Origin of the sequence: Paraburkholderia megapolitana (assembly GCF_007556815.1) — a bacterium.
Classification (GTDB): domain Bacteria; phylum Pseudomonadota; class Gammaproteobacteria; order Burkholderiales; family Burkholderiaceae; genus Paraburkholderia; species Paraburkholderia megapolitana.
Genome location: NZ_CP041745.1, coordinates 1,820,006 through 1,840,869 on the forward strand (window position 1 = coordinate 1,820,006; position 20,864 = coordinate 1,840,869).

The 20,864-nt window shown below is 61.2% G+C and carries 17 protein-coding genes; 10 read left to right on the forward strand and 7 right to left on the reverse strand.

The window, feature by feature from the left end; genetic code table 11:
• Nucleotides 1–2 precede the first annotated feature (2 nt).
• The 4 genes from FNZ07_RS21560 to FNZ07_RS21575 form a co-directional block, all read right to left on the reverse strand.
• A complete protein-coding gene (locus FNZ07_RS21560) occupies nucleotides 3–1,421 on the reverse strand; it encodes a 3-oxoacyl-ACP reductase (RefSeq protein ID WP_091016170.1) in 1,419 nt (472 codons plus the stop codon).
• A gap of 54 nt (nucleotides 1,422–1,475) precedes the next feature.
• Nucleotides 1,476–3,974, reverse strand: a complete 2,499-nt coding sequence (locus FNZ07_RS21565; protein WP_091016172.1) for an acyl-CoA dehydrogenase — start codon at nucleotides 3,972–3,974, stop codon at nucleotides 1,476–1,478.
• 246 nt (nucleotides 3,975–4,220) lie between these two features.
• Nucleotides 4,221–5,066 carry a TetR/AcrR family transcriptional regulator gene (locus tag FNZ07_RS21570; RefSeq protein WP_245811635.1) on the reverse strand — a complete coding sequence of 282 codons (846 nt, stop codon included), beginning with the start codon at nucleotides 5,064–5,066 and terminating at the stop codon, nucleotides 4,221–4,223.
• A 311-nt stretch (nucleotides 5,067–5,377) separates the two neighbouring features.
• The gene (locus FNZ07_RS21575) at nucleotides 5,378–6,598 is read right to left on the reverse strand and encodes an MFS transporter (protein ID WP_091016175.1); all 1,221 of its coding nucleotides are present in this window, start codon (nucleotides 6,596–6,598) and stop codon (nucleotides 5,378–5,380) included.
• A 434-nt stretch (nucleotides 6,599–7,032) separates the two neighbouring features.
• Between FNZ07_RS21575 and FNZ07_RS21580 the strand changes: the two genes are divergently transcribed.
• Entirely contained in the window at nucleotides 7,033–7,812 is a 780-nt protein-coding gene (locus tag FNZ07_RS21580) for an ABC transporter substrate-binding protein (protein WP_091016178.1), read from the forward strand.
• Between the two features lie 9 nt (nucleotides 7,813–7,821).
• Here FNZ07_RS21580 and FNZ07_RS21585 read toward each other — a convergent pair whose 3' ends face one another.
• Nucleotides 7,822–8,754: a LysR substrate-binding domain-containing protein gene (locus FNZ07_RS21585; RefSeq protein ID WP_091016183.1), complete on the reverse strand. Its 933-nt coding sequence runs from the start codon at nucleotides 8,752–8,754 to the stop codon at nucleotides 7,822–7,824.
• Nucleotides 8,755–8,931: 177 nt separating this feature from the next.
• Between FNZ07_RS21585 and FNZ07_RS21590 the strand changes: the two genes are divergently transcribed.
• From FNZ07_RS21590 to FNZ07_RS21600, 3 genes are read left to right on the forward strand one after another with little or no spacing between them, the layout of a single operon-like run.
• Nucleotides 8,932–10,005 carry an aromatic ring-hydroxylating dioxygenase subunit alpha gene (locus tag FNZ07_RS21590; RefSeq protein ID WP_091016186.1) on the forward strand — a complete coding sequence of 358 codons (1,074 nt, stop codon included), beginning with the start codon at nucleotides 8,932–8,934 and terminating at the stop codon, nucleotides 10,003–10,005.
• Nucleotide 10,006: 1 nt separating this feature from the next.
• Nucleotides 10,007–11,146: an FAD-binding oxidoreductase gene (locus FNZ07_RS21595; RefSeq protein WP_249040682.1), complete on the forward strand. Its 1,140-nt coding sequence runs from the start codon at nucleotides 10,007–10,009 to the stop codon at nucleotides 11,144–11,146.
• Nucleotides 11,147–11,197: 51 nt separating this feature from the next.
• Entirely contained in the window at nucleotides 11,198–12,325 is a 1,128-nt protein-coding gene (locus FNZ07_RS21600) for a DUF2817 domain-containing protein (protein ID WP_091016191.1), read from the forward strand.
• A gap of 2 nt (nucleotides 12,326–12,327) precedes the next feature.
• Here FNZ07_RS21600 and FNZ07_RS21605 read toward each other — a convergent pair whose 3' ends face one another.
• On the reverse strand, nucleotides 12,328–13,233 hold the full coding sequence (locus FNZ07_RS21605) for a LysR family transcriptional regulator (protein ID WP_091016194.1): 906 nt from the start codon (nucleotides 13,231–13,233) through the stop codon (nucleotides 12,328–12,330).
• A 148-nt stretch (nucleotides 13,234–13,381) separates the two neighbouring features.
• Here FNZ07_RS21605 and FNZ07_RS21610 point away from each other — a divergent pair, with 148 nt between their 5' ends.
• A complete protein-coding gene (locus tag FNZ07_RS21610; protein ID WP_091016852.1) occupies nucleotides 13,382–14,542 on the forward strand; it encodes a porin in 1,161 nt (386 codons plus the stop codon).
• A gap of 66 nt (nucleotides 14,543–14,608) precedes the next feature.
• Entirely contained in the window at nucleotides 14,609–17,050 is a 2,442-nt protein-coding gene (locus FNZ07_RS21615) for a penicillin acylase family protein (RefSeq protein WP_170275813.1), read from the forward strand.
• A gap of 94 nt (nucleotides 17,051–17,144) precedes the next feature.
• Here FNZ07_RS21615 and FNZ07_RS21620 read toward each other — a convergent pair whose 3' ends face one another.
• Nucleotides 17,145–17,465, reverse strand: coding sequence for an NIPSNAP family protein (locus tag FNZ07_RS21620; RefSeq protein ID WP_177228309.1), 321 nt, complete (start codon nucleotides 17,463–17,465; stop codon nucleotides 17,145–17,147).
• Between the two features lie 160 nt (nucleotides 17,466–17,625).
• Between FNZ07_RS21620 and FNZ07_RS21625 the strand changes: the two genes are divergently transcribed.
• The 4 genes from FNZ07_RS21625 (at nucleotide 17,626) to FNZ07_RS21640 (ending at nucleotide 20,803) form a co-directional block, all read left to right on the forward strand.
• Nucleotides 17,626–17,970 carry a DUF3088 domain-containing protein gene (locus FNZ07_RS21625; protein ID WP_091016199.1) on the forward strand — a complete coding sequence of 115 codons (345 nt, stop codon included), beginning with the start codon at nucleotides 17,626–17,628 and terminating at the stop codon, nucleotides 17,968–17,970.
• An 11-nt stretch (nucleotides 17,971–17,981) separates the two neighbouring features.
• Nucleotides 17,982–18,974 carry a succinylglutamate desuccinylase/aspartoacylase family protein gene (locus FNZ07_RS21630; protein WP_091016201.1) on the forward strand — a complete coding sequence of 331 codons (993 nt, stop codon included), beginning with the start codon at nucleotides 17,982–17,984 and terminating at the stop codon, nucleotides 18,972–18,974.
• 278 nt (nucleotides 18,975–19,252) lie between these two features.
• Nucleotides 19,253–19,801, forward strand: a complete 549-nt coding sequence (locus FNZ07_RS21635; protein WP_091016203.1) for a GNAT family N-acetyltransferase — start codon at nucleotides 19,253–19,255, stop codon at nucleotides 19,799–19,801.
• A gap of 54 nt (nucleotides 19,802–19,855) precedes the next feature.
• Nucleotides 19,856–20,803: an ABC transporter substrate-binding protein gene (locus FNZ07_RS21640; RefSeq protein ID WP_091016205.1), complete on the forward strand. Its 948-nt coding sequence runs from the start codon at nucleotides 19,856–19,858 to the stop codon at nucleotides 20,801–20,803.
• Nucleotides 20,804–20,864: the final 61 nt, after the last annotated feature.

Sequence of the window (20,864 nt, forward strand, 5' to 3'; positions counted from 1 at the left end):
CGTCAGGCTCCGAGCAGGCTTTGCCCGCACACCCGGACGATCTGTCCGGTCACGCCCGCCGAAGCAGGTTGCGCAAGCCACGCGATGGTCTGCGCGACGTCGACCGGCAGACCGCCCTGGCTCATCGAGTTCATGCGCCGGCCGGCTTCGCGGATCGCGAGCGGAATCTTCGCGGTCATCTGCGTTTCGATGAAACCGGGCGCGACCGCGTTGATTGTGATGCGCCGGGCGCGCAGCTGCGGCGCCATGCTTTGCACGCGACCGATCACGCCGGCTTTCGACGCCGCATAGTTGGTCTGCCCGAGATTGCCGGCAATGCCGCTGATCGACGACACGCAGACGATACGCCCGCCGTCGCGCAGGGTACCTGCTGCAAGCAACGCGTCGTCGATGCGTTCCTGCGCGCTCAGATTGATGTCGATCACGTTGTGCCAGCCGATCTCGCTCATCTTCGCGATGGTCTTGTCCTTCGTGATGCCGGCGTTGTGGACGAAGATGTCAACGCCTGTTTCGCCGAGCGCCGCGGCGATCTGCGCGGGCGCATCGGCGGCGGCGATATCGAACGATAGCGCGGTACCTGCAAGCGGTCGCATGGTGTCGACGAGCGCATCGTGTGCGGAAGGGATGTCGATGCCGACCACCTGTGCGCCTTGCGCGGCGAGCACACCGGCGATCGCCGCGCCGATGCCGCGTGCGGCACCGGTGACGACTGCGCGGCGTCCTGCCAGTGGCTGCGCCCAGTCAATCGCATCGCCAGCTGCGCCCGCATTGCCACTACCTGCATCGATCCGCACCACCTGGCCCGACACATAAGCAGAACGCGCCGACAGAAAGAAACGCAACGTGCCTTCGAGTTGATGTTCGGCGTGCGGTGCCACATAGATCAGATTCGACGTGATACCGCGCCGCGCTTCCTTGCCGAGCGAACGCACGAGTCCTTCCAGTGCACGCTGCGCGGTCCACTGGCGCGGCGTGTCGCAGGTCTCGGGCGTGCGTCCGAGCACGACGATCCGGCCGCATTTGCCGAGCGAGCGCAGCGTGTCGTGAAAGAACGCATACAGCGCATCGAGCCCGGCGCTGTCTTCGATGCCGCTTGCATCGAAGACGAGCGCCGCGACGCGCGCGTGTGCGCCGGGTTCGGTCGGCTCGAAGCGGCCGGTCATCAGGCTATGGCGGTTCGCGAGCGCGATCCACAGGCCGGCGCTCTCATGCGCGACGCTCGTCAGGCCGGTGCTCTTCACCACGTCGGCGAGCGCGTCGAGCAGTTGCGGCGCGCGACCCGCGCCGATCGCAATCAACCCGTCGAACTCGGCAGCGTCCGCGCGATAGCGCCGCAACACCTCGGGTTTCGGCAGCCCGAGCGAACGCGCGACGCGTCCGCCGAGCGGCGAGTTGACGAACTTCAGGTAAGAATCATTCATCGTCCGCAGCTCCGCTGGCGAGGCTCAATGACGTCAGTGTGCACGGTGCGTGAGTTAGGCGGCAAGTTGCATCGCCTTGTCGAGCGCTTCCTTGCGGCGTTGGAGATCGCCAAGCAGGCCGAAATCCTGATCGAAATCGTCGACCTTCACGACTTCCGCGCCGTAACGCGCATAGTCGTTGAGTACCTTGCGCTCGTCGGCATCGATCAGACCGCGCTGCAAGACGGTTTCGGTCCAGTCGCCGAGATCGGGGAGACTTTGCGGCATCGGTGGGATCAGGCCGCGCTTGACCGCATCGCGCAGCTTCTGGTCGATCTCCGTCACGCGCGGGTTCAGCGCGAAGATCAATTCGCCGTAGCCGAGCGGATCGACGTCCACATGCGGCACGTAAGAGTCGGAGACGAGCCGCTCGCGTGCGGCGCTGGGCGTCTGCATCAGTTCGGCAATCGCGGTGCCGAGACTATCGGACGGCGCGCGATGCCGCATGCCGAACGGGAACGCACACAAGCGCACGAAGGCTGCGGCCGCGCGATTCGGATAGTTCGCGAGCACGCCGTCGAGTGCCTGTTGCGCCTGGTACAGCGAGTCTTCCACGCCCCAGCGCACGAGCGGCAGGTCCGCTTCCTGGCGACCTTCGTCTTCGAAACGCTTGAGCGTCGCGGAGATCAGATAGAGCTGCGACAGCACATCGCCGAGCCGCCCCGAGATCCGTTCACGACGCTTCAGATCGCCGCCGAGCACGAACATCGAGACATCGGCGAGCAGCGCGAATGCGGTCGATATCCGGCTTGCGGCGCGGTAGTAGTGGGCGAGCGGCGCATACGCCTGCTGCGGTTTTGCGATCAGCGCACCGCCTGTCACCCCGTCGACGAAACTGCGCACGACGTTCGACAGCGTGAAGTTCACATGGCCGAAAAACGCTTCGTCGAAATCGACGAGGGCTTTCGCGTGGTCGGCCTCGCGCGTTGCAGTCATCTCTTTCAGCACGTACGGGTGGCAGCGAATCGCACCCTGACCGAAGATGATCAGACAGCGCGTCAGGATGTTCGCGCCTTCCACCGTGATCGCGATCGGCACCTGCTGGTAGGCACGCGCGAGAAAATTCGACGGGCCCATGCAGATGCCCTTGCCGGCGGCGACATCCATGCCGTCGTTGATGACTTTGCGGGCGCGTTCGGTGATGTGGTACTTGGCGATGGCCGAGATGACCGAGGGCTTTTCGCCGAGATCGACCGCGTGTGCGGAGAGGCGCCGCGCTGCATCCATCACGTACAGGTTACCGCCCATGCGACCGAGCGCTTCCTGCACGCCTTCGAACTTGCCGACGGCGGTGCGGAACTGACGCCGCACGGCTGCATACGCGCCGGTGCCGCGCACGGCGATCTTCGCCATGCCTACATTCGACGACGGCAGCGAAATCGCGCGGCCTGCAGCGAGACATTCCATCAACATGCGCCAGCCGTTGCCGACTTGCTCACGTCCGCCGATCACCCAGTCGAGCGGAATGAACACATCCTTGCCCGAGTTCGGACCGTTCTGGAACACCGCGTTCAGCGGCCAGTGGCGTCGACCGATATTCACACCAGGGTGGCGCGTCGGAATCAGCGCACAGGTGATACCTGGTTCATCGACGGAACCGAGCAGATGATCGGGATCGTGCACGCGGAAGGCGAGACCCAGCACCGTCGCGATCGGACCGAGCGTGATGTAGCGCTTGTCCCAGGTCACACGAAAACCGAGCGTCTCGCGGCCTTCGAATGTGCCTTTACACACGATGCCCAGATCGGGAATCGCAGCGGCGTCGGAGCCCGCATACGGGTTGGTCAGCGCGAAGCAGGGGATCTCGTCGCCGCGCGCAAGACGCGGCAGGTAGTAGTTTTTCTGTTCGTCGGTGCCGTAGTGCATCAGCAGTTCGGCCGGGCCGAGCGAGTTCGGTACCATCACCGAGACGGCCGCAGCCGAGCAGCGCGTCGCGAGTTTCATGATCACCTGCGAATGCGCATACGCGGAAAACTGCTTACCGCCGTACTGCTTCGGAATGATCATCCCGAGGAAGCCCTTGTCCTTGACGTACTGCCACGCCTGCGGCGACAGATCCTGCCAGACGGCTGTGGTTTCCCAGTCGTTCGCGAGATCGCACAGCTGCTGGCATTCGTTATCGAGGAACGACTGTTCTTCGGCGGACAGCTTGGCCGGGCCATGTGCGAGCAGCGAGTCCCAGTGCGGCCGGCCGGAGAAGAGCGCAGCGTCCCACCAGACCGTGCCGGCTTCGATCGCGTCGCGTTCGGTCGGCGACATCTCGGGAAGAATCTTGCGGAAGATATCGAGCACCCGCTTCGACAGCCACGCACGCCGCAACGGTTTGATCGCGAGGACGAGCGCAGGCAGGATGAAGACGATCGTGAGCAGCGTCGTGAGGAAACCGCCGGCGGAGCCGGTCAGATGCGCGGCTGCGACCCAGACGATCATGAACGTCAGCCACCACGACGCACGGGCCCGAAGATAGACGAGCGCCGCACCAGCGACGATGAGCGCAACGATAAACCACGACATGTCGACTCCTCCTTTTCATTTCTACGGGCGTGCATATCCCGCACCACGCGATACAGCGGATAGCTCGCGTGTTGTTGTTCGTTGACGGGTGCACCGCACCCGTCGGGCATGTTGGACCGGACCGCCGGCACGCGGTCCGTGCGGCAGACGATCCCGTGGCCGGGCTTGCGCGCGTCAGTCAGGTGCCGGTGTCATCTAGGTGAAGGGACGCCGGCTCTAACTGCTGCTATTACATGCAGCCCGCGCTCAGGCAGCGCCGTGCGCGACCTGTTGCGTGGACAAACTCACCGCGGGCTCGCTGCTGCGTTCGACGACGGGCACCTGGTTCACGGCCGCTGGGGACGAGATCGGGCACGCGACGCTTGCCGGGCCGTCCGGCACGCTGGTGTCGGATGCATCGCCAAGCACGGCCGCAAAGACCGCCAGTTGCGTCGAATCGGGCAGCGGTGCCTTCAGCGCCGCGACCATCAACGACGCGAGCCGCGCGATCAGTTGCAGGTCGTTCATGTCCTTACCCTGCGAGAACTCGGAGATCAGGCTGTCGGTGTCCGTGCCGGCCAGCACGCCCGATAGCGCACCGATGGCGAAATGCAGACGCCAGCCGAGTTCTTCGCGCGGCAGATGCGGCAGCGCGCGCTGGAACGCCTCGAAGAAGCGTTCTGCCACCGACGCGTAATGTGCTCCGAGAAAATCGCGGATGAACGATGACGGGTCGGTGTACGCACGGCCAAGCAACCGCAAGAACGCCTTGCCGCCTACGCGCGGTTCGCGTGACAGACGCAATGCCGGAATGAACATCGCGCCGAGCACGTGCTCGCAGGTGAGACGAGTGCCAAGCAGCGCATCGAAACGCTCGAGCAGCTTTAAACGCTCTTCGTTCAGACGATCGAGGCGCCGCGACAGCATCGCGTGTATCAGTGCTTCCTTGTTGCCGAAGTGATAGTTGACCGCTGCGAGATTGACCTCGGCACGCGAGGTGATCTGCCGCAACGACATTGCTTCGTAGCCGCACTCGACAAAGAGCGCTTCAGCAGCGTCGAGGATGCGTGACTTCGTATCGCCGGCGGGCCGGCTCAGTGTGCGAACTACCATGTTGCGTCTCCCAATGCCGGTCGCCCGGCCGCAAACGAGCGATTCAAATACGTATTTGAAACAGCTGTTTTTTTCAGGATAAGAAGGATAGGGTGAAGCGAGCAAGCATTGTGTGTGGATAGACCCCTCTAAAAATGCAATCGTTGCCGTGATGCGCCCATGCGGACGCAGACAAAAAAGGCCGTTCCGACAGGAATCGGAACGGCCTCGTACTGCAATACTGGTAGCCATCTCCGGCAGGTCATGCCTGCCGTCGTATTCGTGCCCGACACGCCGTTAGACAGTTTGCCGGGTCATAGCATGGGTCGCGATCAACTGACGGTCGCGACCTGTTCCGCCGATTGTGTCATATCTATGCCGCGTCGTTCACGACTGAACAAAATCAGCACGGCAATCGCGACTGCGACGATACCGATCACAGTGGCCATGACCGTCGCGTAGTTGTTGCCGTGCGCTTCGGCGAATCCCGCCTGCAGCGGCCCGTTGACCGATGCGATCAGGTTGCCGAGCTGGTAGACGAGACCTGGGAACGTGGCGCGAATCTCGTCCGGCGAAATTTCGTTCAGGTGCACCGGAATCACACCCCATGCGCCTTGCACCGAGATCTGCATCAGGAACGCGCCGGCCGCGAGCAGGAACGGTGTGCTCGAAAATGCCCACAGCGGCAGCACCGGCAACGCGATCAATGCCGCGATGAAAATTGCGCGCTTGCGGCCGATCTTTTCCGACAGCGAACCGAAGAACAGGCCGCCTACCATCGCACCGATGTTCAGCGTAATCGTGATCCACGACACCGTGTGCGCATCGAATTGATGCTGGATGCGCAGGAAGGTCGGGTACAGATCCTGTGAGCCGTGCGAGAAGAAGTTGAACGCGGTCATCAGCACGATCGCGTACAGCGACAGCGTCACGTTCTTTTTCAGCGTCGCGACGAGGCCCGGATGCTCTTTCTTCTCGAGCGTCTTGAAGGCCGGCGATTCAGGAACGTGCGCCCGTACGTACAGCACGAGCAACGCAGGCAGCACGCCGACGAAGAACATGCCGCGCCAGCCGATGTATTGATAGAACACGCCGAACACGACCGAGGCGAGCAGATAGCCGCTCGGATAGCCGGCTTGCAGCAGACCCGATACGAAGCCGCGCGCTTTGGTCGGCACGGTTTCCATCGTCAGTGCGCCGCCGACGCCCCATTCGCCGCCCATCGCGATACCGAACAGCGCGCGCAGGATGAGCAGGGTGGTCAGGTTCGGCGAGAAACCGGACAGCAATTCAAGTAGCGAGAAACAGGCGATGTTGACCATCAAGGTCGGGCGGCGGCCATATTTGTCGGCGAGCCAGCCGAAGATCAAGGCGCCGACCGGACGCATCATCAGGGTCAGCATGATCCCGAAAGCGACGGACTTGATATCCGTGCCGAATTCCCCCGCGATGTCTTTCAGAACGAAAACCATCAGAAAGAAATCGAATGCGTCTAATGTCCAGCCCAGATAGGCGGCGATAGTGACGTTTCTCTGTTCCCGAGTCCAGCTCATTGGTTGTTCTCCTGTCTCCGATAGCCGTGCAATAAACGCCGGACCGCGCCGTGCGATACCGGTGTGACCCCGTGCTCTGCCGGTTTGAAGCGAGTGTACGCCGACCGTTAAGCGACTGCATGGATGAAAGCGGTTATCGGTGGTAATCCCTGGTTGAGACCTCTTTGATTCCAGTTTGAATGTTTGCTAAATGAAAGAATTCGATTATCCGTAATCGATTTTTGTATGATTTTTGTAATGTTATTCGCGAAGTCTTTTTCGCAAGAAACCGCACGCGCGTCGCTTTAGAAAAACTTAACGATGGAGCAGCGTTACGCCCCTGTTCGTCGTGTTTTTGAGTTCCTAAGCTGGGTCACGGTCGACAAACGGCCGCAGGCAAGTCACCCACGAACCGCTAGCCGCGCGCCCGGCTGCGCATCGACATTGGAGCACTCATGAAACGCGCGATTGCAGGTCTCGCCTTACTGTTGGCCGCATTCTGTGCCGACGCCAATGCGAACGATATGACGCGGCTCCGGTTCGGCGTCGATCCGACGTACGCGCCGTTTGAATCGAAAGCGCCTTCGGGCCAGCTCATCGGTTTCGAAATCGACCTCGGCAATGAAATCTGTCGACGTCTGAACGCCAAATGCGTCTGGGTCGAGACCGCGTTCGACGGCATTATTCCGGCGCTGCAGGGCCGGAAATTCGAGGCGATTCTGTCGGCGATGTCGGTTACGCCGCAGCGCGAGGCGCAGGTCGCGTTCACGACGCCGCTCTTCAACACACCGAGCCGGCTGATCGGTTTGCGCGGACGCGATATCAAACCGACGGTCGAATCATTGCGCGGCAAGCGCATCGGCGTGGCCCAGGGTTCCACACAGGAGGCCTACGCGAAGACGTACTGGGCGCCGGCCGGTATCGAGATCGTGTCGTACGCGAATCAGGAGCAGGTGTATGCGGATCTGCGTCCGGGCCGCATCGATGCGACGCTCACCGACATGATTGCGGGTAGCCAGGGTTTTCTAAAGACGCCTCAAGGTGCCAACTACGCGTTCCTCGGTGCGCCGGTCAACGACGAGAAAACACTCGGCAAGGGCGGTGCGATCGGTTTGCGTAAAGAGGATGTCGCGCTGCGCGAAAAGATCGACGGGGTCATCGAAGCGATGCGCAAGGACGGCACCTATCGCAAGATCGAGCAGCGCTATTTCGACTTCGACATTTCGGGGCAGTGAGCGGATCGGCTATTGCAGCATCGCGTCGTTGATCTGCTGTTGTTCTCGCGCGCGCGTCAGTAGCCAGCGATGAAAGCTGCGGCATTGAGGCTGATCGAAAGCGCTTTTCTTCCACGTGAGGAAGTAAGGCCACGGCAACGGAAGTCCGAGTTTGAACGGTACGACGAGGCGGCCGGCGGCGACGTCGTCGCAGATCATCGAAGATTGTGCGAGTGCGAAACCGTGGCCATCGATGGCGGCCTGGATCGCGACGCTCGACAGCGAGTAGACATGCCGCGGGTTATGCAGCGCGCCGCAGTCGACACCGTTAGCTTCGAACCAGTCGCGCCACGAAGGGGGCGAGGTGAATTTCGGCAACCAGTCCACTGCGATCAAGGGATGCGGCAAGAGGTCCGCGGGTTCGGCGAGCGGCGCCTTGTCGCTGAGCCATGCCGGACTGCACACGGGCACGACACTGTCGCGAAAGAGTTCGATGGCGTTTTCGGCTTCCACGATGCGCTCGCCGTAGCTGACACGAAAATCGATCTCATAGCCCTCGGGTGAAGGCTCCGTATGCGTGCCGTCGAGATAGACGCTCAATTCCGGATGCTGCGTTTGCCACGCCATGACACGCGGGGCGAGCCACTTTGAGAGCAGCGAAGGCAATGCACTGACGCTCAGATTGCGGACGTTTTTCGCGCGCTCCATTTCCGCGTGAGCGACGCGCAGGCTCTCGAAGGCGGCCGCACAGCTCTCGTGGTAGCGACGTCCAATGGTGGTGAGTCGCAAGCGCTTGCCGTCCTTTTGCATCAGGCTCATGCCGAGTGTGTCTTCGAGCAGCTTGATCTGCTGGCTGACGGCGCCGGCCGAAATGCCGAGACGTTTCGCGGCTTCTGCAACGCCGCCGCAGCGGCCCACGGCTTCGAAAACCTGCAACGCGCGCAGAGGGGGCAGCGTGCTCATGGCGATTCCTTCTTTGAGGAAGAGGGGCATGGTGAAGCATTGTGAGTTTAGAAATTCTAAAAGAACCGCTAGCTCCACACATCTATTCTTTAATGTTTCGGCCTCTTATTCTTTAGACATGCTCGATCGCGGGGCCGCCAGGGCGCAGAACGAGTGAACCCACCGGAGGCAGCGCAGATGTTCTTGAAGAATGCATGGTACGTAGCAGCACGAGATAAGGAAGTGACGCACAGCCTGTTGCCGGTCACGATTCTCGATGAGCCGGTCGTGCTTTACCGCAAGACGGATGGCACGCCGGTCGCACTCGAAAACGCGTGCCCTCATCGCATGCTGCCGCTATCGATGGGACGCCTGATCGGCGACGAACTCGAATGCGGCTATCACGGGCTCACGTTCGACTGCTCCGGCACCTGTGTGAAAGCACCTGGTGCACAACGCATTCCCGCTTCCGCACAGGTACGCAGTTATCCGCTTGCGGAACGCTACGGTCTCGTGTGGATCTGGATGGGCGATGCGCAGGCAGCCGATCCGGATGAGATCGTGCAGATCGACGAGTGGGACGATCCGGCGTGGGGCATCAACCATGGCGATGCGATGACGGTGGATTGCCATTACCTGTATGTCACCGACAATCTGCTCGACCCGTCGCATGTGGCGTGGGTGCATCGCTCGTCGTTCGGCAACGCTGCGTGCGAAGCAGAGCCGTTGAAGACTGTCGTGGCCGAAAACGGCGTAACGGTGTCGCGCTGGATGCGCGATGTGGAGGTCGCGCCGTTCTACGCAAAGTTCGTCAAGTTTGCAGGGCATTGCGATCGCAAGCAGCATTACGAAGTGCGCTTTCCGTCGCACGCGATCATCAAGGCGATTTTCACGCCTGCCGGAACGGGCGGAGACGACGCGCCGCCGCACCCGCAAGTGTTCCTGATGAATTCGTATAACTTCATGACACCGGTGAACGAATCGCAGACCCGCTACTTCTGGTTCCAGACCCGCAACTTCGATCCACATGACCAGGACGTTTCCCGTCAGTTCGATGAAGACGTACGTCATGCGTTCGAGGAGGATCGCGCGGTGCTGACGGCCGTGCATCAAGGTATGGCGCGGCGGCGCAAACCGAATATCGATCTCGCGATCGATTCCGGGCCACTGCGTTTCCGCCGTGCGCTCGGCCAGATGATCGAGCGCGAACAGGCCGCGGGACCGGCGGCTGTGCCGGTGTATGTCGTCGGCCGGCAGCAAGCGGGAGGTTGAGGTGGTGCTGCCGGATGGGGGTACGTCGACGAGCGCAGGTCGTGGCTTTGAACGTTTTCGCGTGATTCGGCGGATTCAGGAGAGCGAGTCCATCGTATCGTTCGAACTGATTCCTCTCGATGCCGCGCGCTCACTCGCGTTTATCGCGGGCCAGTTTGTCGCGGTACGCCTGACGATGCCGGATGGCGAGACGCTGCTGCGTCACTACAGCCTGTCCGGCGACTCCGCCGATACCACGCACTGGCGCATCTCCGTCAAACTCGAAAGCACGCCGCCGGGACGCGGATCGAGCTGGCTTCATCAAAACATCGACGTGGGCGACGAGCTTGAACTGGCTGGACCCGCCGGGTCTTTCGTCTGCGCTGAAGACAGCGAGCGACCGGTAATTCTGTTGAGCGGCGGCGTGGGCGTGACGCCTTTGGTCAGCATGCTGCATCGCCTGGCGCGGGGTTCATCAAGGCGCGTGTATTTCGTGCACGCTTGCGAAAACAGCGTCGTGCATGCGTTTGTCGACGAGGTCGACGCGCTGGCTGCCGCACGTCCAGGCATCGCTGTCCATGTCTGCTATCGCAATCCGCTTGGCGGCGACGAGGCATGGGGCGCATGCGACAGCAAGGGCCTGTTGACGAAGGCGACCTTGCAGGCGCTGCTGCCGCTCGACGACTATGACGTCTATCTATGCGGGCCGCCGGGCTTCATGCAGGCGAACTGGCGGCTGCTGCGCGAGCTGGGCATCGCGCGCGAACGCATTCACTACGAGTTCTTCGGCCCTGCAACGGTACTGGAAGACGAGGCGAGCGACTCACACAGCGTGGCGGCAAAGGAATCGGTCGCCGCACCTGTACCGGCGGTCGCAGCTGCTGACACGGGCATGGTCACCGTACGATTCGAGCCGCACAGCGATCCGATCCCGTGGGACCCGTCGTTTCATTCGCTGCTGGAGATGGCCGAGCATGCGGGCTATGCACCGGCCTTCAATTGTCGGGCGGGTCTTTGCAATGCCTGTACGACTCCGCTAGTGTCGGGCCGCGTTCACTATGTCGAAGACCCGCTTGCGCCACCACCCGACGACGAGGTACTGCTGTGTTGCACGCGGCCTGTCACACCGGTCACGCTGGCGATGAAATCCCCGGCTGCGTGACGGCTGGAACCCGTGCCGCAGAGGCACTGCGATCATCATGACGAGGATGAAATGAAATACGGCTTTCCAGACCAACCTGGGTTCGATCGGCAACGCACACAGTTTCTGTACGCGGCGCAAGCGTCGGGCGCTACGGTGACGTCTTATCCTCATCCGCTGAGGGGCCCCGATGGCGAACTGCTGGCGACAGATGTCGCGTGGCTTGGCGAGCCGGACGCACGACGTGTGCTGGTGGCGATTTCCGGCACGCATGGCATCGAAGGTTATTACGGGTCGACCTGTCAGAGCGAATGGCTCGCCGGATTCGCCGCACGCGACCTTCCAGATGGCGTCGCGGTGATGATGGTGCATCTGATCAACCCGTGGGGCACGGCATGGGCACGCCGCGTCAATGAAGACAATGTCGATCTGAATCGCAACTACGTTGACTTCGCGGCGGCCTTGCCGCGCAATCCGCGCTACGACACGATTCACCCTATCTATACGTGCCGCGACTTCGATGGCCCGCAACGTCGGCACGCGGACGGGCTTCTGGCGGCGCAGATCGAGTCGATCGGCTGGGGCGAATATCAGGCGATTGTTGGAGCCGGTCAGTATACGCATGCCGACGGACTGTTTTATGGCGGGGCGCAGGCCACATGGTCGAACCGGACGCTACGGAGCATTGTCGAGCGCTTCCTCCGGCCCGCGCAGGTCGCCATTGCATTCGATCTGCACACCGGCGCGGGTGCCTATGGTCATCCGATGCTGATGGCGATTGCGCAAACGCGTTATGCCGCGCTTGCCGACGCCGAAGCGCTTTATGGAGGGTGGCTTTACACACTGCTCACGGGCGCGGACGCCGCGGTCAGCGATACCGGTGTCGTGGCGCGCGCAACGGGTTACACGTCGCAGGCCCTTCTCGACGCGCTGCCGGGCAGTCACCTGATGCAACTCGTGATCGAATGCGGCGCGTATCCTGAAGCACGAGTGCATACCGCGTTACGCGACGATCACTGGCTCCATCTCTACGGCGATCCTGGCGACGCGCTCGGCAAGCGGATCAGCCAGACCCTGTTCGAATCGTTCATGCCCGCCGACGAGGACTGGCGCGAGATTGCGTGGCAACGTACCCGGCAGGCGTGGGAGCGTGCGCTAAAGGCGCTGCCGCAGATTCAGCCGGCAGCGTCGGTTGGCTGATATCAACTGTCGATACCTTGCTTCTGCGCCGCATCCTGCAGACACGAAATGAACCGCGCAATCGCCGGCGTCGGTAGCAGATCGCGCCGTGAAACGATCCCGAGATCGTAGGCGGGCATCGCTTCCTCGATGTTCGCCACATGCACGCCGAGTGGCGCCACCATCGTCGCGAGTTCCTTCGTGAAGCACCCGATCATGTCCGTCTGCGACACGAGCCCAAGCGCCACCGCAAACGACGACGGTGCGTGCAGCACCCGTTTGGGAACCGGCAACCCGTGTGCGGTGAACATCGTAGTCAGGAGACTATGAGAGAAATGATCGTAGCCGCCTGGGGCGATCCACTCCGCGTCGAGCAGGTCCTGTAACCGTCGCGCGTTTTCGAGCGGATGGCCGGTACGCATCCCGATGACGAACTTCGTCGAATACAGCGGCATCTGCACCAGATCGCTTTCGAGTTCGGGAATGTGGCGAATCGCTGCGATATCGATTTTTCCGGTGCGTAGTTGCGCGATCGCATCGAGCACCGTGATCTCCTGGAAATGCAGCCTGACGAGCGGCATGGCACGGCGAAACGCTGCCGCAGCCTTCGGCAAAACGGTGAGTGCAATAGACGGCATGGTCCCGACGCTGACCCTGCCGGCCAGATCGCCCTTCACCTGTTCCACCGCCTCCAGCGTGCGTTGCATGTCGTTCAGCAACTGCTCGGCACGCGGCAATAGCGTACGCCCGCATTCAGTCAGTTCGATCCCACGTATGCCGCGCGTCATCAGCTCCGCATTCAGCACGCTTTCCAGTTCGTGGATCGTCCGTGTGATCGCCGGCTGGGTCAATCCGAGTTCGCGCGCGGCGCCGCGCAGGCTGCCATGGTGGGCCGCCGCGACGAATGCCTGTAGCTGTTGAGGTTTCATAGGGTTAACGAGGGCGATAAGGGGCTGTGATCGGGATAAACAAAAAAACATCTTATTTGAAAAAATCGGCGCCGATATATTGGCGCCAATCTTCACATCGCCACTTCCGATGTCCTATTTAACGTTCGATCCGGGCATGCCGACCACAATGAAAAAAACAGTCATCGCAATCGTCGCGCTGGGATTGCCGCTCGCGTTCGCTATTTCCGCGTATGGACAAAGCAGTGTGACGTTGTCGGGTGTCATCGATGAAGGCTTCGACATCACGAACAACACCAATCCTCACGGCGATCCTTTGTATCAGTTTCAGAGCGGTTATCTGCAGAGCAACATCGTCACGCTAGGTGGAATCGAAGATCTCGGTGATGGGAAGAAAATCACGTTCGTGATCAAGACGACTTTCGATGTGAACAGCGGTCGGTCGGCTCCCGGTCGCTCGTTTATCGGCTTGTCGGACGATAAGCGCGGGACGGTGACGGTGGGTCGTCAGTACGATTCGATTATCGACTATCTCGCGCCTACGACCGCCAACGGAAACTGGGGCGGCTGGCTGCTTTCGCATCCCATGGACAACGACAATACGGACGGCTCGTTTCTCGTCAACAACGCGATCAAATACGCGAGCCCTGAGTTTGCGGGCTTCAAATTTGGCGGCATGTACGCGTTCAGTAACGACACGAAATTCGCGAATGACCGTTTGTACAGTCTGGGTGCGCAATACCTGAACGACCCACTTCTTGTCGGCGCCGCCTACCTGCAGACCAATAATCCGGGCGCGCAGAACACCGGCGCGACGCCGGCCGGAAACGCCAGCTTCACGGCAGCGCGTCTGCGCATCTTCGGTGCGGGAATCAACTACACGATTGGTTCCGCGACACTCGGTTTCGTGTACTCGAATACCGATGTCCGGGATCCAGTGAGTTCGAGCTACCTGAGCGATCCGTCGGGCAACCCGCTGCCGTTGGCGATCGCGGGCGTCGCGATGAACCGCCTGAAATTCCAGAATCTCGAGGTCAACGGGATGTATCAGGTGACGCCGTTTTTCTTCGTCGGTGCGCAATATGTCTACACCCTGGTTGAAGGCGATGCGTCCGGGGCAAGCGTGAAACCGCGCTATCACACCATCGGCCTGATGGCGGATTACATGCTGTCGAAGCGCACCGACATCTATGTGCAGGGTGCGTACGAAAAGGTGACCGGCGACAGGACCGGCAACGTACTCGATAACGCCGCTATTCCCGGAGCGGGTGGGATCTCGTCGACGGCGAGTCAGCTCGCGTTCCGCACAGGGATTCGCCACAAGTTCTGAACTGCATGAAACAGCTGGCGCACGAGACCGATGCGCTTTCCAATAACCAGAATTTCAGAAGATCTCATGAATCGTACATTCGCCATTTCTCTGCTGTTTGCTTCCTCGGCGCTCGCCACCGGTTGTGCGCAGCCGCCCCGGCCCGATCCGATCGCGGCTCAACAGGTGCGTATCGATCGCGATGCCATGGGGGTGCCTCATGTCTTCGGCAAGACGTCGGCGGCGGTCATGTTCGGAGCGGGTTACGCCGAAGCGCAGGACCGGCTCGCGGACATGGAAACGTTTCGCCGTCGCGCATTGGGACGTACGGCCGAGATACTCGGTGCGTCGGCGGTTCAGTCGGACATTATTTCGCTCGACCGCAAACTCGGCAGCGCAGAGTTGATGCGGATGTATCGCGCGATCCCGCCCGAGCACCAGCGCATGATGCAGGCCTATGTCGACGGTATTAACCGTGTGATCGACGAAATCGACCGCGATCCGGAGCATAAGACGCCTTATGAATTTACCCGTTGGGGTGTGAAGCCGGAGCATTGGACGCTGCTCGATTTTCTCTCGATGGCGGCGGGTTTTCCGCGCGACCGCGGCGGCTTCGAATTGCAGAATCTGGCTTTCTACAATGCCATGGTGACGCGTTATGGCGAGACCAGGGGACGCGAGATATTCGACGACGTGGTGCCCGTGAGCGATCCCGATTCGCCGACCGCGATACCGGCGGGTGAGGATCTCGCACCGGTACGCCCGATGCCGAAAGCGACCTATCTGACGCTGGCTTCGACGCAACAGGGAATGCCGCCCGCGGCCGCACCCGCACCCAGCAACAACCACAGCCGATGTCTCGTGATCGGCCCGCAGCGTTCCGCGAGCGGCAAGGTGTTGATGCTGGAGTCGACGGCGGACGGCCCGGAGATTCATCTTCATGGCGGTGGTTTCGACAGCGCGGGTTTCACCATGCCGTCGTGGGGCATTCCGATCATGGGACGCGGCCCGAATCACGGCTGGCTCGTCACCTCCGGCCAGGAAGATACGACGGATACCTTCGCCGAACGGCTCAATCCACTCGATCCTCGTCAGTACTGGTACCAGGGCAAGTGGCAGCAGATGGACGTGCATAACGAAACGATCGTGGTCAAAGGTGCTGCGCCTGTCGATCACGAAGTCGCGCGCACGATACACGGCACTGTTGTGAGTTGGGACAAACCGCATGGCGTAGCGTATACGCAGCGTTTCGCGGAACGCGGCCACGAACTCGACAACTGGGTGGCGGTCGTCGAGATGCAGCGCGCGCACACGCTCGCCGATTTCGAAAGCAAGGGAATCGCGCGACTCTCCACCGATTTCGGTGTGTGCTACGGCGACGATAACGGCCAGATCGGTTTCTGGGAGACGGGGCTGCAGCCGAAGCGCACGCCCGGTGCCGATCCGCGCCTGCCGACGCCAGGAACCGGCGACTATGAATGGCAGGGCTTCCTGTCGCTCGCCGAGCGGCCGCATATGCTCAATCCGAAGCAGGGCTATATCCACAGCTGGAACAGCAAGGCGACGACGTGGTCGCGCGAGGGGGACGAAGGGCGATTCGGCGCAACCTTCCGCACGTGGTTGGGCAATCGCCTGGGCGCGTCGTCCTCGTCGACTACGCTGCTCGACATGGAAGACTACAACGGGCAAATCTGGAATGCGTTTGGTGCGCGCGACCGGACCCAGACGTCGCCTGATTTCTTTGCGCCGTTCCTGAAGGCTGCGGCGGCTGAGGCGCATGACGCGCAGATCTCGCAGGCCGTGGACCTGATGGTTTCATGGAACGGCCTCTACCAGGATCGCGACGGCGACGGCTACTACGACAATCCCGGTCTGACGCTGTTCCGGACATGGCTGGAGGTGGCGCCGAAAATGATCTTCGACCACGCCATCGGCAACACATGGAAGACGATCGATGACGATCGCTATCTGAAGTATCAGACGAGCTTGTTGTATCGCACGTTGCAGGGTGCGCAAGCGGGTTTGCCGGTGAAGTTCGATTACTTCGACGGTCGTCCGCGCGATGTGGTGGTGGCCGACACGATCCGCCAGACCATCGAGTTGGCCCACAAGAAATTTCCAGGTCGCCCGATGGAGGCATGGCGTATGCCCATCTACTGGAAATACTTTACCGACGCGGCCGACGACCCGGCGCGTCCTTCGCTTCCCGACGACGATGAACGTAGCAGTACGACGTGGGCCGAACTCGGTCTCGGACCAAAGATGGTGCCGTTGAACGGCGGTGAGGAATGGACCGGACTCATGGAACTCGGCGGCGGTCACCCGGTGCTATATACCGTTACCGAGGCCGGCGGACAGAATCAGTTCATCGATCCGTCTGGACATGGCACGCCTCATCTCACGGACCAGGTGCAGATGCATGCACAGAACCATCTCAAACCTATCGACCTCGGGCCGGAAGATAGCCAGCGCAATATCCGTTCTTCGGTGACGCTCGAGTATGGTGGGGCAGGCTCGACGCTGCCTTGACATCGTAAGGCGAGGGCGACGCGCGCAATGGGTTATCTACACATTGCGCGCGTCGCGTTGCGTTACCTCACCTCGCCGGATCAACTCCCGTTCATTACTTGAGCGGCGAGAAATCGGTTGGCCGCACGATGCGCGATTCCATCTTGAGGAAGATATCGAGCGCTTTCACCTTGCGACCGAACTCCCGCCAGCGGCTATCGGCCGCCATCCGGTCGCGCCGCTCGATGCGGTCGTCGAGACCCTGGTAGCCCCAGATATGCACGACCTCGCTCAGATTGCCGATCTCGGTGGTAAAGAAGCCGATCAGCTCGCCGAGATATTCCTGCTGGATCGGCAAGCCCTCGTTCTTGTATAAGGCGATCCATTCGGCGGCTCGTTGCGGTTTGAACGTGTAGGTGCGGATTTCGTAAAGCATGGTTGTCTCCGTGACGCAGGGGTATGAACAGGGCAAGATTAGCGCGAATGCGTGGCGCTAAGTTGCCGCCCGCATATCGTTGTGCCGATTTATTCGTGGCGCAATGCAATACAAGAGATGAGAATCGTTCGGTTGTTCACCTTCCGGAGTGCCGCCTGACATGAGCCGAGACCTTCTTTTACTACTTGAACCGGGGTTTGCCGATCCGAAGTATCCGGGCGAACGCTTCATTTGCCCACACGGCGCACCGATCGAGGGACTGCTTGCGAGCGACCCCGCGAAGGCCGCCAGCCTCGACATTCAGCGTTTGCCGTTTGCGCGTCCGCGCGAGGTGGTCGTCAAGGCGCTCGATGCCGACCATCAGGGCCTGCCGGTGTTGATACTCGGTGACGAGGCACCGGTGCCTGACGATGCGCAGACGCTAGGCGACAAGCGTTTCGTCACGGACACCAACCGCATTCTTGCATTGCTCGCCGAGCGCCACGGGTTTCCGAAAATCCACTGACACGGCCACGCATGACCACCATCCACAACGAAATCGACCTCGATGCCGATGGGCGTCACGTCGGTTATCTGCGTCTGCCGTATTCGGTTCATCGTTCCGCGTACGGATGGATTCCGATTCCGATCGCGTCGATCCGCAACGGCGATGGCCCCGTCGTGCTGCTCATGGGCGGCAATCATGGCGACGAGTACGAAGGGCAGGTGCTCGTTTCCAGCCTGATCGGCGAGATCGAGCCGCAATGGGTGCGCGGGCAACTAATCTTCCTGCCAATGGCGAATTTCCCTGCTGCAGCCGCGGGCCTGAGGACATCGCCACTCGACGGCGGCAATCTGAACCGCAGTTTCCCCGGCGATTCGCACGGCTCGCCGACTGCGGCGATCGCCGACTATATCGAGCACACGTTGCTCGCCCGCTCGCAGTATCTGATCGACCTCCACTCGGGCGGCAGTTCGCTTCTCTACGATGGCGCCAATATGCTGGCTATCGCGCCACGCGATCCCGATGAAGAGAGCCGGCTTAAGGCGCTGCTCGCTGCGTTTGGATTGCCGCGTGCGTTTCTGCATCCGCCGAATCCGGTTCATGCGGCAACCGCGGCACGTCGTCAAGGCGCGATCTCGATCCTGACAGAACTGGGTGGCGGCGGGACCGTGCAGGCACGCTTGCTACACGACGCGCGACGCGGCTTGTTAAATCTGCTCGGTTTCATCGGGCTTCTGAGCGGACCGCTCGTGCCCGATGGCCCGCCTGCGCAGACTCGCTTCTTCACCGTGTCCGGCTCGCGCCATTACGTCTACGCCTACGATCGCGGCGTGTACGAGCCGCTAGTCGAGCTGGGCGAGCAGGTCGCCGCGGGCCAGGCTGCTGCACGGATTCACTTCCCCGATACGCCGCTACGCGAGCCGGTTATTACGTACTTCGCAGCCGCGGGCGAGGTTGTCTGCAAACGTGTGCCCGCCGCGGTTGAACGTGGCGACTGCCTGTTCCATCTTGCCGAACCTGTTTAAGCGCGATACGAAATAGGTCGACGGCCAATATCGCGGCGATTTCCATGTTTTATTCGCGGGTGAATGGCGCGATTAATAACGCGACTAATGACTTTGCAAAATCGTAAGCACGACATGAATTAAGTATGCGGAATTCACGTCATAACGATACGCAAATTGTTTGGTTCGATCCTCATTAGTCGCCTGCTATCTTGGATCTGGTTCGACAGAGCTTGAGGTCGGACGCAATAGCGACTCCACGATACGATCAACGGGAGCGGGCGCGCTCCCCATCCGCCATGACCTACGAAATCATTGATACCACTCTGCTGGATCCCGTTGCACGGCCTCTACTGGATGCGCTCGAAATCGAATACGCAACCCGTTATCGCGAGTTTCGCCCGGACAGTTCTGCTTCGGCGAGTGAAGAAATGGCGCGTTATCCCGCCGAGTTATTCGCACCGCCCGAAGGCGCTTTCATCGTCGTCGTACTCGATGGAAAGACGGTCGGTGGCGGTGCATTCAAACGCTATGACGCGACGACTGCGGAACTCAAGCGTATCTGGACCCATGCGAGTCAGCGCCGTCAGGGGCTCGCTCGTCGCGTCGTGCAGGAACTCGAGGCGCGTGCGTTGCGGCAGGGATATCGCCGCGTTTATCTGACCACGGGCTTCAAGCAGCCTGAAGCAACCGAACTCTATCTCAACGCGGGCTACGAGCCGCTGTTCGATCGTTCGATTGCGCCGGAGGTCCATTTCCGTCTGCCGTTCGGCAAGGATCTGCTGGAACCGGGGCGCACCGATTCATTGGAGGATCTGATTCAGCACGAACCGCTTGGCGTTCGCTAACCACGCGCGCGATGCGGTGCATAAACGATCCATTTCAACGGGGCACAACAAGACATGAAGCAAGGTCGGCATATTCTTTCGGCAGTAGCCGGAACGCTGTTCGCACTGGCGATCGGCGTAGCAGGCACAGTATGGGCAGCGAACACCACCACCTTCAATCTGAGCCCGGATCAGCACGACCGTGTGCGTACCACACCGGACGCGACAGCAATCAAGGGCGTACCTGCTGCATTTCCGTTCGCTGAAAAGGGCGAACTGGTTGTCGGTATGACACTGGGGGCACCTCCGCTCGGTACCTATGCGACCGATGCGAAGACGGCAGTGGGTTTCGATCCGGACCTCGCACAGCTGGTCGCCGACGGCCTGGGGCGCAAGCTGAAAATCGTCGCGCTCGCGTGGGCAGACTGGCCGCTCGCGCTGCAATCGGGCAAGGTCGATGCGGTGCTGTCGAACGTAACCGTGACCGAGGAACGTAAAGAGAAATTCGACTTCTCGACCTATCGGCGCGACGTGATCGGATTCTATGTAACCGATTCGAGCCCGATCAAGTCGATCCGTGAACCGAAGGACGTCGCCGGGCTACGCGTCATTACAGACTCGGGCACGAACCAGGAAAAGATCCTGCTCGAATGGGACCGGCAGAATGTCGCGCATGGACTGAAGCCGGTGCAGGTTCAATACTACGACGACCTCGCCGTACGGAGTCTGGCGCTGAGTTCGGGCCGCGCCGACCTGATTTTGAGCGTCAACTCGTCACTCGCCTATGAGGCTGCGCAGAAAGGCCAGATACGCGCAGTCGGCGCGATCAGCGGGGGCTGGCCGATTCTCGCCGATGTCGCGATTACGACACGCAAGGGCAGTGGGCTTGCCGCACCGCTCACGCTGCTGCTGAACAACCTCATTAGCAGCGGGAAATACACGCAGGTACTCGATCGCTGGAGTCTGGGCAGCGAAGCGATCGATCAGGCCAGGACGAACCCGCCAGGGTTGCCAAAGAGTTAAGTCAGCCAGCTAAGCCAGCCGCGCGGACGTCAGTCCGCCGCATCTCGTAGTCAATACCGGG